Source organism: Rhodovulum sp. BSW8, from assembly GCF_003314725.1.
In the GTDB taxonomy this organism is placed as follows: domain Bacteria; phylum Pseudomonadota; class Alphaproteobacteria; order Rhodobacterales; family Rhodobacteraceae; genus Rhodovulum; species Rhodovulum visakhapatnamense.
Genome location: NZ_QNVX01000050.1, coordinates 134,972 through 150,194, shown reverse-complemented (window position 1 = coordinate 150,194; position 15,223 = coordinate 134,972). Strand labels below are relative to the sequence as shown.

Genomic DNA, 15,223 nt, shown 5'->3' with positions numbered 1-15,223 from the left:
CAAGCTGGTCTCCATCGCAGATGCCAGCTTGAATCATACCCTACGCACGAGCGGAATCCCTTTTGTCAACACGACCTAAGAAGTGGTGAATGGCAGACGTCAGGATTGTCTGGCCTGTCGTCGCGAACGCCCTGCCGTCGGCTCGGGCCTACAGACAGGCGGCTCTGGCCGGATTTCTTCCGGAGCGCGTCGACGCCCGCGTATGGCGAGTCGAATCGTCGAAAATTGGCCGTAACGGCGGCGGGTTTGGGCAAGGCTTCGGGCGACGGGTCGCGACGGACCCGGAGTCGGCCCCGTCTGGGCCCGGATCAGAGCGGGATCACATCCACCCGGTGTTCGGTGCGGTGCGACCCCGAGGTGCGCGAAGAGCCCTTGACCGGCGCCACATCGGCATAATCGCGCCCGATCGCGATTGCGATGTGATCGGCGCCGACCAGCATGTCGTTGGTCGGGTCGATCTCGACCCAGCCGGTTTCCATCCCGCACCAGGCACGCACCCAGGCATGCATCGCATCGGCCCCTTCCAGACGCGGCTGGCCGGGTGGCGCCACGGTCCGGAGAAACCCGCTGACATAGCCCGCGGGAATGCCGACAGAACGCAGCGCCGCGATGGTAACCTGACTGATGTCCTGACAGACGCCACGCCGGTTCTGGAACGCCTCGATCGGCGTGGTCGAGACCTCGGTCGCCCCCGGATCGAAGTCGAACCGGTCGTGAATCGCGTGGGATACCGCCTGCAGGGCCGCCATGACCGACATGCCGGGCGCGGTCACCTCTTCGGCGAAGGCGGCGATTTCGGGTTCATGCCGGATGCGTTCGGAGTCGCCCAGAAAGTGATGAGGCGACATCGGGGTGATGCTCTGGATCCCCTGTATCTCGGCCCCAAGCGCCGCAAGCCCGCAAGAAAGATCCAGCGTCGTTCCGCGTGGAATGCGCCGAACCCGGCCCTCAAAGCGGAACAGGAACTCGGTCTTGCCCGCGTCATGGGCGATCTCGGTCGTGGCATTGCCGAAGAAATCGACCCCGTCGCGGCGGAAATCCGGAACCGGGTCGGCCGACACCAGCCCCGTGATCAGCGTCTGCTCGCCATTGGTCAGCGGCAGCATGCGCAAGAGCGTCCGCGTCGAGGCGGCCGGGCTGTCGTAGAGATAGCCGATTTCGAGGCGGATGTCGTATTCGATCGGCACGCGGGGGCCCTCCCGGAGCTCAGCTCAGATAGCGCTGGGTCAGCAGCGTCGAGATTTCGCGGATTTCGCCCTGAAGCCCGAAGAGCCGTTCGGTTGTAATATCTTCGGGCACCGCCACCGACAGTTCGGTATGCAGAAGCAGGATCGCGCGCGCCAGGTCGGACATCGGTTCCGAGGCGGCATTCTGCGTCAGCAGCCGGTCCTGGTCGCGCAGCATGTCGATCTGGAAGAAGACCGACCGCGGGTTGCCCGCGTCGAGCGCCAGAAGGTCGATCACGCTGCTGCGGCTGGTATGCACGGAATACCGGCGGCGATGGGTCATCACGCTGTCGCCGACCTCGATCGCCACGTCGAATCCGCCACCGGGCTGGGCGGGATCGGCGAAGGCCGCCAAAAGCGAAATGGTCTGGTCGGCCCGTTCCAGCGCGCGCCCCATGGTCAGGAACCGCCAGCCGGACGAGCGGTACATGTTCTCGTGTACGAGCCCCGAGAACCCGGCCAGCTTGCGCAACAGCTCGCCCATCGCCTTGACCGCCTGATCGCCCGGATGCACCCGGCTGAAATGCCCCCGCGCGGTGAAGGCCAGATCGGTCAGCGCTTGCCAGCCATCGGTCGAAAACCGGTCGCGGACCTTGCCGGCGCAACCCTGGGCGGCATCGAAAAGCTCCAGCACCACGGCGGGAACCGGTTCGTCGATATCGACGCCGAATCCCTCGATGAAAGCGCCCAGACGTGCCACCAGCGGCAGAGACGGGTCGCCGCTTTCCGACAGCCGCAGGTGATAGGCGCGCAGCTCGCGCACCCGCGCCTCGGCCCGTTCGACATAGCGCCCGAGCCAGAAAAGATTGTCGGCGGCACGGCTTGGCAGCAGTCCCGGCCCGCGCCGGATGAACGGCCCCTCGGGCTCGCCGGTCAGCGTTTCAGGCTCGACCGGTCGATCTCCGACCACCCAGACATCGGCGACCGAACCGCCGTTCTTCATCGACAGCGCGGTCGGATCGCCCGACCGCCCGATCCTTGCATAGCCGCCGGGCATCACCGTCCAGCCCCGGGACGTGCGGGTGGCGAAGACCCGGATCAGCGCCGGGCGCGGCAGCAGCTGGCCATCGATCATCGCGGGCGTGGTCGACAGCGTCACTGCCTCCTGCCCCACCAGATTGGGGCCGTCGCGGTCCAGCCATTCGCCGATCGGGCGCCGCGCGGTGCCGCGGAAATCGCCGCCAAGCGCGGTCAGGGCATCGACCTCGAAGGGCAGGTCCGACGACAGCGCCCGGCCGATCATCATCCGGTGCAGATTCTCGTAGACATAGCCCCTTTCCAGATCCTGCCCGCACCACCAGGTGGCGATGTTGGGCAGCTTCAGCGGCTCGCCCATCAGTTTTTCGCAGATCCTCGGCAGGAAGGCCATCAGCGCCCGGGCCTCCAGCACGCCCGAGCCCAGACAGTTCAGCATGGTGACATCCTGCGCGCGCAGCGCCGCCACCATGCCCGGCGTGCCCAGCGCCGAGTTCTCGTCGAGTTCCAGCGGGTCGGCAAAGCGCGAATCGAGCCTGCGCCACAGCACGCTGACCGGCTGCGGGCCATGGATCGTGCGCACCATCAGCCGCCCGCGCTCGACCTTCAGATCCTCGCATTCCAGCAACAGCAAACCCAGATAGCGCGCGATATAGGCATGTTCGAAATAGGTCTCGGAATGATGCCCGGGCGTCAGGATCGCGACCTTGCCATCCCCGCCCGCATTCAGCGCGGTCATCGCGCCGCGATGGGCGCGGAAGAACCCGGCCAGCCGTTCGACATTGGACGTCGGGAAGAGATCCTGGAACACCCGGCTGGTCGCCATCCGGTTTTCCAGCGCGAAGCCCGAACCCGAAGGCGCCTGGGTGCGGTCGCCCAGAACCAGCCAGGACCCGTCCGGCGACCGCCCGACCTCGAAGGCCAGGAAATGCAGGAAATGGCCCGAGCGCGGCCGGATGCCCACCATCGGACGCAGCCATTCGGGGTTGCGCGCGATCAGTTCGGCCGGCAAGAGCCCGTTCGCCACCAGATCGCCCATCCCGTAGAGATCGGCCATCACCTTTTCCAGAAGCTCGGCGCGCTGCACGATGCCCTCGGCCAGCTCGCGCCATTCCTCCTCGGCGATGACCACCGGCACATGCGACAGCGGCCAGTCGCGCAGCGTCGACCCGCTCTGGGTGTGCTGGCGGTAATAGACGCCCGCGTCATGCAGGTACTGATCGCCCCGCGCGAAGCGTTCGGCCATCTCTTCGGGGCTTTGCCGCGCCAGAAGGTCGATCAGCGGCCGCCAGACCGGACGCAGTCTGCCATCGGGGCGCAACAACTCGTCGGCCACGCCGTTCGGCGGGCTGTACTCCTGCAGAAGCGCCAGAACCGGATCCTCGGCGATGTCGTCGGGCGAAGTCATGTCAGATCCCGGGTGGGCGGCGCAGATCGAGGGTCATCGGAAACTCGGGATGCGGGACCTCGAATGGGGGCCGGTAGGCGCCGGCATGATGCCCCATCTTCTCGAACCGCGCGAGCCGCCTTGCCTCGGCCTCGTTGGCATTGACCGGGAAGGTCTCGTAGTTGCGCCCGCCCGGATGGGCCACGTGATAGGTGCAGCCGCCCAGCGCCCGGCCCGACCAGGTGTCGTAGATGTCGAAGGTCAGCGGCGCGTTGACCGGCAGCACCGGGTGGAGCGCCTCGGCCGGCTGCCAGGCCTTGAAGCGCACGCCCCCGACCCGCACGCCACTTGTGCCGGTCTCGGTCAGGGGCACGGTGCGGCCGTTGCAGGTGACCGCATAGCGGCCCGGGTTCAGCGTGGTCAGCTTGACCTGCATCCGCTCGACCGAGCTGTCGGTATAGCGGACCGTGCCGCCGATGGCGCCGCGTTCTCCCAACACATGCCAGGGCTCCAGAGCCTGACGCAGTTCCAGATGCACGCCCTCGTACTCGACCTCGCCGCAGAACGGAAAGCGGAACTCGGCCTGGGCCTCGTACCAGTCGGGGCGGAAGGCAAAGCCATGGTCCTGCAGGTCGCGCAAAACGTCCATGAAATCGGTCCAGACGAAATGCGGCAGCATGAACCGGTCATGCAGCGTCGTGCCCCAGCGCACCGGATTGCCCTTGACGGGATCGGCCCAAAGCCGGGACAGGATCGCCCGGATCAGCACCTGCTGGGCAAGGCTCATCCGCGCATCGGGCGGCATCTCGAAGCCGCGGAATTCCACCAGCCCCAGCCGTCCGGTCGGCCCGTCGGGCGAAAAGAGCTTGTCGATGCAGATCTCCGAGCGGTGGGTGTTGCCGGTCACGTCGATCAGGATGTTGCGCAACAGCCGGTCCACCAGCCAGGGCGGCGGCGCCGCGCCCTCGCCCGGATCGGGAAACTGGCTCAGCGCGATTTCCAGCTCGTAAAGACTGTCATGGCGGGCCTCGTCGATCCGGGGCGCCTGACTGGTCGGGCCGATGAAGAGCCCGGAGAAGAGATAGGACAGGCTCGGATGGCGCTGCCAGTAGAGGATCAGCGAGCGCAACAGGTCGGGCCGCCTGAGGAAGGGCGACTCCATCGGCGTGGCGCCGCCCACGACGACGTGGTTGCCGCCGCCTGTGCCGCAATGCTTGCCGTCGATCATGAACTTGTCGGCGCCCAGCCGGGTCTGCCGCGCCTCTTCATAGACCCCGAAGGTGATGTCCTTGCAGTCCTCCCAGCTTTGCGCGGGATGGACGTTGACCTCGAGCACGCCCGGATCGGGCGCGACCCGGATCACGTTCAGCCGGGAATCGTGGGGCGGCGTGTAGCCCTCGACATGGATCGGCAGGCCCAGCGCCTCGGCGGTCTCTTCGGCGGCGGACAGCAGGTCGAGATAATCCTCTAGCCGCTCGACCGGCGGCATGAAGAGGCAAAGCCGCCCGTCGCGCGGCTCGACCGCGATGGCGGTGCGCACCGTGCTGCCCGCCGGATCGACGCCCTGTTCCATCAGGCGCTGGCGGGGACCCGCGTCTTTCGGCTCGGACACCGGCTGCGACCGCCCCGGCGTGGTTTCAGGCATCTCCCGCGCCTCGTCCTCGGCGGCGATGCGTTCGAACTCTTCCATCAGCGCGCGGCGGCGATCCTCGCGGGCGGCGTGGAAATCGGGCAGCGGCCCGACCGCGACCGAGGTATCGGCCGGGTAGACATAAGGATAGGCCGAAGGCGGCACGAAGGGCAGCGCGCCCAAAGGCAGGCGGAAGCCCACCGGGCTGTCGCCGGGCACGAGAAACAGATGCCCGCGCCGGGTCTTCCAGTGTTCCGACCGCCAGCGCGCCCCGGCCGCCTTCGACTGCCAGCGCTGAACGGGAAGGATGAAGCCCGCGGGCCTGTCGAGCCCGCGATTGAAGACCCGCGCGATCCGGGCGCGCGTCTCGGGGTCTTTCAGCTTGGAATCCTCGGGCGTGACATTGACCGGCAGGTCGGCCTCCTTGAGGATCCATTCGACCGGGTCCTCATAGGCCGCATGGACATAGTCCGCGCCCACGCCGATGGCATCGGCAAAGCCCGACAGGAACCGGTCGGCATCCTCGGCGGTGGCCCCGGTCTGGTCCTCTTCGGCGATCAGCCCGGGGTTCTTCCAGACCGGCCGCCCGTCGCGGCGCCAGTAAAGCGAGAAGGTCCAGCGCGGCAGGGTCTCGCCCGGATACCACTTGCCCTGGCCGTAATGCAGAAAGCCCCCGGGCGCGAAGCGGTCCCGCAGCCGCCGGATCAGCCGGTCGGCAAGCCCGCGCTTCATCGGGCCGACGGCGCCGGTGTTCCATTCGTCGGCCTCGAAATCGTCGATCGAGACGAAGGTCGGCTCGCCGCCCATGGTCAGCCGCATGTCCTGCGCCGCGATCTGCGCATCGACCTTGTGACCGAGCGCGTCGAGCGCCGACCAGGCCTCTTCGGGGAAGGGCCTGGTGATGCGGGGATGCTCGGCCGTGCGCCGCACCTCCATATGGAAGTGGAAATCGACCTCGGCCGGGCTGGCCATGCCGCTGATCGGCGCGGCGTTGCGATAATGCGGCGTGGCGGCCAGCGGGATGTGGCTTTCGCCGGTCAGAAGCCCGCTGGTCGGGTCGAGCCCGATCCAGCCCGCGCCGGGCAGGAACACCTCGGCCCAGGCATGCAGGTCGGTGAAATCGTGATCGGTGCCCGCAGGCCCATCGAGCGCCACCAGATCGGGTTTCAGCTGGATCAGGTAGCCCGAGACGAAGCGCGCGGCAAAGCCCAGATGGCGCAGCACCTGCACCAGCAGCCAGCTGGAGTCGCGGCAGGACCCCGAATGCAGCCTCAGCGTGTCATCGGGGGTCTGCACCCCGGGCTCCATCCGGATCAGGTAGTCGATCTCGCGTTCGAGCCGGGCATTCAGCCCGACCAGGAAATCGACCGTGCGGGTCGCATTGCGCGGGATCGTCGCAAGGAAAGCCGACAAGGCCTCGCCCGCGGGTTCGGGGCGGCGGTAGATCGACAGATCCTCGGTCAGCTCTGCCGGGTAGTCGAAGGGCCAGTCCTCGGCGGTCTCGTCGACGAAGAAATCGAACGGGTTGTAGACCGTCATGTCGGCGACCAGATCGACCTCTATCTTCAGTTCGCGCACCGGCTCGGGAAAGACGAAGCGCGACAGCCAGTTGCCGTAAGGGTCCTGCTGGTGGTTCACGAAGTGCCCGCCCGGCGAGACCTTCAGCGAATGGGAAATCACCCGGGTCCGGCTGTGCGGCGCCGGGCGAAGGCGGATCACCTGCGGACCGAGGCTGACGGGACGGTCGTAGCGGTAATGGGTCAGGTGCCGGATGGTCGCGGTGATCGCCATGGAGGATCCAAACGTTAACGGTACTGTCCGGCAGCAAAGACGGTTTTCGGCGTCCTGTAAACACGGGCGCTCGCCCCGGGGTTCCCGGGGGACCGCCCCGCAGTAGCCTTCGGGGGCAGAGCCGCCTTGCCAAGCTGTCCTTTCAGACGGGTAACGGCCTATCTGCCCGTGTCTTCATCTCCGCCGGGAAGTGTCACGCCGCGTTTGTCCATGTAGGGCCGGAAATACTCGCGGAAAGCCGAAAAGCCCTCGGCCAGCATCAGGAACTCTTCGCGGTTCATCACCAGGACCTTGCAATCCTCCTTGGCGCGCACGGTCGTCTTGCGACGGGTGGCCCCGAGGATCAGCCGTTCGCCGAAATGCCCGCCCGGGCCGATGACGCGGAGCGTCGTCTCGCCGGTCTCCGGATCGGGCCGCTCCATCTCGACCGAACCCGAGATCACCGTATAGAAACCGTCCGACCTGTCGCCCGCGTTGTAGATCCGGTCGCCCGCGCGGTAATAGACATAGCGCAGCGGCGGTTTGCCGTAGAATTTCAGCTGCACCAGGCTGCGCGCGCCCAGCATGTCGAGCGACCAGTTGATCATCACCCGGATACGGGTGCCGATGCCGGGCAAGAGCGCCAGATAATAGGACCGCCAGATGAACCAGGCGGGAAAGCCCGTGATGTTGTGGCCGAAGACATTGGCGACGCCGCGCTTGGCGCCCAGAGAGGCCAGCGCCCCGCGCGAGGCATAGGCGAAGGGCTTCAGATCGCGCCCCCGGACGGCGGCGGCGATGTTGGCGGCAACCCGCTTGGCCTCGCGCACCGCGAATTGCGCGGTCGGAGGGGCGAAATCGATCCGTTCCGAGGCGCCCTCCTTCAGCGGGATCAGCGCGCAGTCGCCCAGCGCCCAGACATTGTCATGGCCCGCGACCCGCAAGGTCCGGTCGACAGGGATCCGCCCCTTGTCAAGCGGCAGGCCCATCCGCTGCACCACCGGCAGCGGTGCGTTGCCGATTGTCGCAACGATGGTCCGGGTGTCGATCACCTCGCCGTCGGTGGTCACAAGCTGGCGGTGGGTCGCGCTTTTGACGCCTGTTCTCAGCTTGATCTCGATGCCGTGACGCTCCAGATGGCCGACCGCGTAATCGGCCAGCGGCTCGGGCATCTCGTTCAGGATGCGGGGCGCGAACTCGATCAGCTGCACCCGTACCTCGGAGGGGTCGATCTTGGGATAGAAGCGCAGCGAGCGGTCGATCATCTCCTTCATCTCGCCGACCGTCTCGACCCCCGAGAAGCCGCCGCCGACCACGGTAAAGGTCAGCGCGCCGCGCTTGGTGTCAGGCAGTTCGGTGACCTGGGCATGTTCGAGCTGTTCGATGATATGGCCGCGCAGACGCCGCGCATCTTCCAGCGTCTTCATCTTCAGCGCGTGTTCCTCGAGCCCCGGCATGCGCGAGAAATCGGTGCCCTGCCCCAGCGCGATCACCAGATGGTCGTAGGGTACCTCGGTCGGGCGGCGCTGGATACCCTGAAAGACGGTCACCACCTTGCGCTCGAAATCGACGCTGTCGACCACCGCCTTGCGCACGAACACGCCGTCAAGCACGAAGCGCAGCGGCGAGACCGCATGGGCGGGCGTGATCGAGCCGCCCGCCACCTCGGGCAGAAGCGGCTGGAAAACGAAATAGTTCTGGGCGTTGATCACCTCGATCTCGGCCTTGCGCCCGAACCGGCGGCGCAGCGCGCGGGCCGTGTACATGCCCCCGAAACCGCCCCCCAGAACCACTATCCTGGTCGCCATCGCGCTCTCCTGTGCTGCTCGGTCCTGCCTGGCTTGTGCGGCGATGCAGCATAACGCATCGCCCGACCGCCGCCAGACGGTATATTGTCCCTGCGTGCAGATCCCGGGGCAGGATCGAGGGGATGCGGGGGCAGCCTCCTGTCCAGATGTCCAATTGCGGATCGGGACGGACTGTGGCAATGCCCCTGACCAATGACACGCGCCGGCCCCATATCCGCCTATCTCAAGCTTTGCCACTGGCTCGACCGGGCCGCGCTGGCCTATTGCGTGGCGGCGGCGCTGTTTCTGACCGGCGCCACGCTGGCCATCGTCATCCTGCGCTACGGCTTCGGCACCGGGTCGATCCAGTTCCAGAACGCGGCCGACTATGCCTTCGCCAGCCTTCTGGTCTTCGCCATTCCGGTCACCCTGGCGCGCGGCGGCCATGTCCGGGTCGAGGTCATTTCGGAACGGCTCTCGCCCCGCTACATCCGCATCGCCGACATCCTCGCCGTGCTGATCTTCCTGATCCCGGTCTTCGGGCTGATGATACATGCGTTCTGGCCGGACCTGTCCTATTCCTGGTCGATCCGCGAAGGCGCCGTTGAAACCGGAGGGCTGGGCGGCGTCTATATCGTCAAGACCGCCCTGCCGCTGGCCTCGGCACTGATGATCCTTCAGGGCCTCGCCATGATCCTGAAACCGGCCGAAAAGCGCAAAGACGTGCAGGAAATCCTATGACCGGCGAAGAGGGCGCCCTGCTGGTCCTGCTGCTGGGGCTGTTCGGCGGCATTCTCAGCGGCATCCCGGCGATGCTGGCGATCGCGGGCGTGCCGCTGATCACCGCGCTGATCGCCTCGGTCTTCGGGCTGTTCGACCTGAGTTTCCTCAACTTCTTCCCGGGCCGCGTCTGGGGGGTGATGTCGAACCGGCTGCTGATGGCGGTGCCGCTGTTCGTGCTGATGGGGGTGCTGCTGGAACGCGCGCAGCTGGCCGAGCGGATGCTGGGCGTGCTGGGCAAACTGACCCGGGGCTCGCCGCGCGGCATGGGGCTGAGCGTGCTGGCCTTCTCGACGCTGATCGCCGCCTCGACCGGCATCATCGGCGCAACCGTCGTGATGCTGGTGCTGATCTCGCTGCCCGCGATGCGTCAGGCCGGGATCGACAAGCGGCTGGCGGCGGGGCTGATCTGCGCCTCCGGAACGCTGGGTCAGGTGATCCCGCCCTCGATCATCCTGGTGCTGCTGGGCGACCAGATCGGCAATGTCTATCTCGAGGCGCAACAGGCCGCGGGCAATTTCGCGCCCGATCCGGTTTCGGTCGGCGACCTCTTCGCGGGCGCATTGCTGCCCGGGCTGATGCTGGTCGCGATCTATGCCGTCTATGTCGCCCTCCGGCTTGGCCCCGCGCCCGAGCCGCGCCCGCCGCGCGAACCGGTGCCCGCCTCCGAGATCCTGTTCACCTTCCTGCCGCCGATCCTGCTGATCCTGGCGGTTCTGGGCTCGATCCTCGCAGGCGTCGCCACCACGACCGAGGCCGCGGGGCTTGGCGCCGTCGGCGCGCTGCTGATGGCCGCGCAAGCCGCCAAAGGCGGCCGCGCCGGGCGCTGGCTGATCGCCTCGGCGGGGCTGGCCGCACTGGTGCTGGTCGGCATGGGCATGGCCGGGCTCGGCCGGGCCGCGCCGGGCACCCTGCCCGGCCTGCTGGCGACGGGCGCGGCCGCGCTGATCGCGGCGGGCACGCTGATGGCAGCGCTGCGCACCTGGCGGGCGGGGCTCTTGCAGGGCGCGCTGACCGATATGGTGCGGATCTCGGGCATGGTCTTTGGCATCGTGGTCGCGGCCTCGCTGCTGTCGCTGGTGTTCCGCGGCTTCGGCGGCGACCATCTGGTCGAGGAGCTGATGGCCAGCCTGCCCGGCGGCGGCATGACCGCGATCTTCCTGGTGATGGCGGTGATCTTCCTTCTGGGCTTCATCCTCGAGGCGGTCGAGATCATCTATATCGTGGTCCCGCTGCTGGGCCCGCCGATCTTGGGCACCGACATCTCTCCGGTCTGGTTCGCGATCCTGATCGCGATGAACCTGCAGACCTCGTTCCTGACGCCGCCCTTCGGCTTTGCGCTGTTCTATTTCCGCTCGGTCGCGCCGCCCGACATCACCACGCTCGACACCTACCGGGGCGTGGTGCCCTTCGTCCTGCTGCAACTCGTGGCGCTGGGTGTTCTGGTCGCGCTTCCCGAGCTTGCGACCTGGCTGCCGCAGGCGATATTCCGGTAAGCGCAACGCAAGAGGACATCATGCATCGCAGAACCTTCCTGAAGACCGGCGCCGGGGTCGCGGCGGCAGGCACGCTGGCCAGCCCGGCGCTTGCCTCCGGCAAGATCCACTGGAAACTGCCGACCGCCTTTCCCAAGATGGCCCCCGCCGTCGGCACCAATGTCACCAATTTCGCCGAACGCGTCGCCGCGATGTCGGATGGCCGCCTGACCTTCACCGTCTATGGCGCGGGCGAGCTGGTTCCGGCCTTCGGCGTCGAGGATGCGGTGCAGGCGGGCAATGCCCCGGTCGGCCACGGCCCCACCTATTACGCCGCGGGCAAGAACCCCGCGCTGCACTGGTTCACCGGCGTGCCCTTCGGCATGACCTCGACCGAGCATACCGCGTGGCTGCGCTGGGGCGGCGGGCAGGAGGTCTGGGACGAGATCTATGCCCAGCGAAACCTCAAGCCGATCTATTCGGGCAACTCGAACACCCAGTCGGCGGGCTGGTTCAAGAAACCCGTCGACAGCGTCGAGGACCTGAAGGGCCTGAACATGCGCGTCGCGGGTCTGGCGGGCGAGGTTTACCGCAAGCTTGGCGTGAACGCCGTGCTGATGCCCCCGCCCGAGATCTTCCAGGCGCTGCAATCGGGCGCCATCGACGCGGCGGAATGGGTGGCCCCCTATCTGGACCAGGCGTTCGGACTGCAGAAGATCGCCGACATCTGCTACCTGCCCGCCTTCACCGAACCGGGCGCCGGGCTGGCGGTGGTGTTCAACAAGGATGCCTGGGCCGAACTGCCCCCGGACCTGCAGGCAATCTGCGAAAGCGCGGCCTGGAGCGCGGCCTACGAGGTGCAGGCGCAGTTCGATCATTTCAACGCCAAGTCGATGGCCGAGCTCAAAGCCCAGGGCGTAGAGTTCCGCAGCTTCTCCGACGACGTGGTCGCGGCCCAGCGCGCCGCCTGGACCGAGGTGCAGGACGAACTGACCGCCGCCAATCCCGATGTGGCCAAGGTGCGCGAAACCTATGACGTCGCGCTGGCCGAGGCGCGCGACTATTCCCGCGCTATGGCGCTGCCGCTGCTGGCCGGACGGGTCTGAGCCGCAGCACCGCGCGCGACATGGACGAATGCAACGGGGCCGCCTGTCCGGGCGGCCTCTTTTTTGTCGATCAGTTCTATCCGCTGGCGCCAGAGGCCTCCTATTCTGCCGCGATCGGCAGTGTCGCCTCGGCGCGCCACTCGGCCAGCACGTCGGCATAGTCCGGATCGCGGCTGGCCACCGCAAGGGTCGCCTCCAGCATCCCCGCCTTCGAGCCGCAATCGTAGCGCCTGCCCGAGAAGGCGAACCCCGCCAGCCCCAGGCGTTCGGTGTCGCGCGCGATGGCGTCGGTCAGCTGGATCTCGTCATGGGCGCCCGGCCCCTGGCTCGCCAATGTCTCGAAGATTGCCGGATGGAGGATATAGCGCCCGACCACCGCCTTCAGCGAGGGGGCCTCTTCGGCGGCGGGCTTTTCGACCATGCCGCGGGCGCGGGTGATCGCCCCCTCCTGCCCCACCGGGTCGAGCACACCATAGCGCGACACCGCTTCCGGCGTCACATCCATCGCCGCCACCATATGCCCTGCGCCGCAGCGCGCATACGCCTCGACCATCTGGGCCAGGCAGCCCGGCCGGGACAGGATCAGATCGTCGGGCAGCAGAACCGCGACCGGCCCGGGCAGCACCAGATCGCGCGCGCACAGCACCGCATGGCCCAAGCCACGCTGTTCGTGCTGCATGGTGAATTCGACCTCGTGTTCGTCCTCGTCCAGCGCCGCCGCCTCCAGCGCCTCGGCGATCCGCGCCTTGCCGCGCGCCCGCAGCGTCTCGATCAGGTCGGCATCGGCCCGCACATGACGTTCGATCGCCGTCTTCGAGGGATGGCTGACGAACACCATGCGTTCCACACCTGCCTCGCGCGCCTCGTCGATGGCGAACTGGATCAGCGGGGTGTCGATCACCGGCAACAATTCCTTGGGCGTCGCCTTGGTCGCGGGAAGAAAGCGGGTTCCAAGCCCAGCCACGGGAAAAATTGCGGTCCGCACGGGCGATGGGATCATATCTGGCTCCTGAAAATGACGAATGCACCTGCAGCATAACCGCGTCAGGAGCGGAAGGTTTCATCCAATGTCGAAATCTTCGCCACTCCCCCGCTGACACGCCTCGCGCGACCGCACAGAAGGCCCTTGCGGCGCATGCGACGGGGACACAGGGACAATGCGACAGTGTCAGGGTCAGGGACAGGGTCAGTTGGCCGAGGCGATCTCGCGGCCGCCAAGCTCGGACAACACGCGCCGGAAGGTCTCGCCCATGGGCGTCGGTTGCATCCGGTCGTCGACGAGATTGATCTTGGGAACCGTGCCCTGCCAGGGATAGGGATTGGCGGCGAACCAGGCGTGCCGTTCGACGAAGGGCAGACCGTCCATCATCTGCGCCGCCCGTTCGAAGAAGGCCGCACTTTGCCCGTAGCTGGCGGCGCCCGGGCGGTCCCAGTCGACAAGGGCGTATTCGGTGACCCAGATCGGACGGCGGTATTCGCGGTGGACCGCCTGCAACCAGCGCCGGAAGGCCGCCACATCGCCGTCTGTCGAATAGTAATGCACCGCCATGAAGTCGATGCGATAGCCGCGCCGCTCGGCCTCGGTCATGAAACGCCGCTGCCACGAGCCGGGGCCGAGGGTTTCGGCCTGGGTGGTGGCCGGACTGCCGATCCGCAACCCGCGCCCCTTGGCCTCGACGCGCGGCCAGAGCGCCAGCGCACGCTCGACCGACAGCCCACCCTGATGCGATCCTTTGCCATCGGGTTCGTTGAACGCCATCAGCGCCCGCACCGGGCGATCCGACGTGATCGGCTTGGCGAGGTCGCCCTCGGAATGGATCATCGGCACGAATTCGACGGTGCGCGAGGTGGGCCCCCGGGCCCAGAGCTGGTCGGTGCGCCAGGTGTAGTACCAGCCCAGCGCGGGCTGATCCTCGACCCAGTGGATCGTGGTGTAGCGGCTGTTCTCCCAGGCGCCGACCCCGGCCTTCTGGGCCAGGGCGGTCTGCGCCAGAGACAACAGAAATACCCACAGGAAAAACAAGGTTCTCCCGACCATCGGCGCTCCCCTCGCAGGACGCTGTCTGTGCGATATGCTCAGTCTAGGGCCGGCCGTGGATCAGAATATGGCCGGGTTCGTGATTTATTAAGGAATTGGCCGGGCCATTGGTTCCCGATTCGGGAACGATCCGCGGGGCCTTGCCCGAATTGTTTGCCAGACGCCTCGAAGCGGCCCGCAAAAGGCGCCCTGCGGCGCTGTCAGGTCCGATCCGCTTGCCACAATTCGGCCCCCTGCCGAAACCGCGACGGGAGCCCGCCGGACAGTGCGCACGGGACAAGACGCTGGAATAGGCGGGGCACAGGGCTATGCTCTGGCATCGATTCAAGGGCCGCGACGTGACCGAATGACCGATACCCCCTCAGACCCGCGAGCCTCAGCCCCCGGCGCGGGGTCAGGCCCAGCCTCCGGCCGCGTCGCGAACCGTGTCGCGGGACGCGACCTTGCCTCGCTGATTGCCTGCCCGCATTGCGACGCGGTCTACCGGGCCGTACAGCCCGCCCCCCGCGCGCGGGCTGTCTGCGCGCGCTGTCACAAGGTGCTGATCGCCCCGCACCGGCAGGCCGGACAGCGGCTGATCGCGGTGGCGCTGGCGGTGGTGGTGCTGATCGGGGCCGCGACGCTGACGCCGTTTCTCAGGGTCGAGGCGGGCGGGATGAGCAACGCGACCTCGGTTCTGGGCGCGGCGCTGGCCTTCAGCGCCCGGCCGATGCTGATGGCGCTGGCGCTGGCGGTGGCCGCGCTGATCGTCTTCGTGCCGGTGTTGCGGGCGCTTCTGATCCTTTACGTGCTGACGCCCATCGTGCTCGACCGCCCGCCCGCGCGCCATGCCCGCGCCGCCTTCCGCCTGTCCGAGGCGTTGCGCCCCTGGTCGATGGCCGAGGTCTTCGCCATCGGCTGCGCGGTCGCGCTGGTCAAGATCTCGGACCTGGCCCAGGTCGAGTTCGGCCCGGCCTTCTGGATGTTCTCGGCCCTTGTCATCCTGATCGTGGTGCAGGACACCTTCATGTGCAGGTATTCGGTATGGACGTCTCTGGAGAAGTGAAAAG

Annotated in this window: 10 protein-coding genes; 4 read left to right on the top strand and 6 right to left on the bottom strand. The window is 67.4% G+C overall.

Features of this window, described 5'->3' with window-relative positions:
* Positions 1–308 precede the first annotated feature (308 nt).
* The 4 genes from DSD19_RS18515 to DSD19_RS18500 all read right to left on the bottom strand — a co-directional run bounded on the left by DSD19_RS18515 (position 309) and on the right by DSD19_RS18500 (position 8,796).
* Positions 309–1,187, bottom strand: coding sequence for a transglutaminase family protein (locus DSD19_RS18515; protein ID WP_081382223.1), 879 nt, complete (start codon positions 1,185–1,187; stop codon positions 309–311).
* Positions 1,188–1,206: 19 nt separating this feature from the next.
* Entirely contained in the window at positions 1,207–3,609 is a 2,403-nt protein-coding gene (locus DSD19_RS18510) for a circularly permuted type 2 ATP-grasp protein (protein ID WP_113670683.1), read from the bottom strand.
* A gap of 1 nt (position 3,610) precedes the next feature.
* The gene (locus DSD19_RS18505) at positions 3,611–7,009 is read right to left on the bottom strand and encodes a DUF2126 domain-containing protein (RefSeq protein WP_113670682.1); all 3,399 of its coding nucleotides are present in this window, start codon (positions 7,007–7,009) and stop codon (positions 3,611–3,613) included.
* A gap of 158 nt (positions 7,010–7,167) precedes the next feature.
* Complete coding sequence (locus DSD19_RS18500) at positions 7,168–8,796, bottom strand: FAD-dependent oxidoreductase (RefSeq protein ID WP_113670681.1); 1,629 nt, start codon at positions 8,794–8,796, stop codon at positions 7,168–7,170.
* Positions 8,797–8,988: 192 nt separating this feature from the next.
* Here DSD19_RS18500 and DSD19_RS18495 point away from each other — a divergent pair, with 192 nt between their 5' ends.
* Genes DSD19_RS18495 through DSD19_RS18485 form a run of 3 tightly spaced genes read left to right on the top strand, consistent with a single transcriptional unit; the run spans position 8,989 to position 12,136 of the window.
* Entirely contained in the window at positions 8,989–9,516 is a 528-nt protein-coding gene (locus DSD19_RS18495) for a TRAP transporter small permease subunit (protein WP_113670680.1), read from the top strand.
* Positions 9,513–11,051, top strand: a complete 1,539-nt coding sequence (locus tag DSD19_RS18490) for a TRAP transporter large permease subunit (RefSeq protein ID WP_113670679.1) — start codon at positions 9,513–9,515, stop codon at positions 11,049–11,051. The genes DSD19_RS18495 and DSD19_RS18490 overlap by 4 nt, the downstream gene beginning before the upstream one ends.
* Before the next feature lie 20 nt (positions 11,052–11,071).
* Positions 11,072–12,136: a TRAP transporter substrate-binding protein gene (locus DSD19_RS18485; protein WP_113670678.1), complete on the top strand. Its 1,065-nt coding sequence runs from the start codon at positions 11,072–11,074 to the stop codon at positions 12,134–12,136.
* A gap of 100 nt (positions 12,137–12,236) precedes the next feature.
* Here DSD19_RS18485 and DSD19_RS18480 read toward each other — a convergent pair whose 3' ends face one another.
* The gene (locus tag DSD19_RS18480) at positions 12,237–13,100 is read right to left on the bottom strand and encodes a UTP--glucose-1-phosphate uridylyltransferase (RefSeq protein WP_371412633.1); all 864 of its coding nucleotides are present in this window, start codon (positions 13,098–13,100) and stop codon (positions 12,237–12,239) included.
* Between the two features lie 222 nt (positions 13,101–13,322).
* Positions 13,323–14,135 (bottom strand): glycosyl hydrolase, encoded by an 813-nt coding sequence (locus DSD19_RS18475; RefSeq protein ID WP_243628109.1) that lies wholly within the window; start codon positions 14,133–14,135, stop codon positions 13,323–13,325.
* A 490-nt stretch (positions 14,136–14,625) separates the two neighbouring features.
* On the opposite strand from DSD19_RS18475, the gene DSD19_RS18470 reads away from it, so the two are divergent.
* On the top strand, positions 14,626–15,219 hold the full coding sequence (locus DSD19_RS18470) for a paraquat-inducible protein A (RefSeq protein ID WP_243628112.1): 594 nt from the start codon (positions 14,626–14,628) through the stop codon (positions 15,217–15,219).
* Positions 15,220–15,223 lie beyond the last annotated feature (4 nt).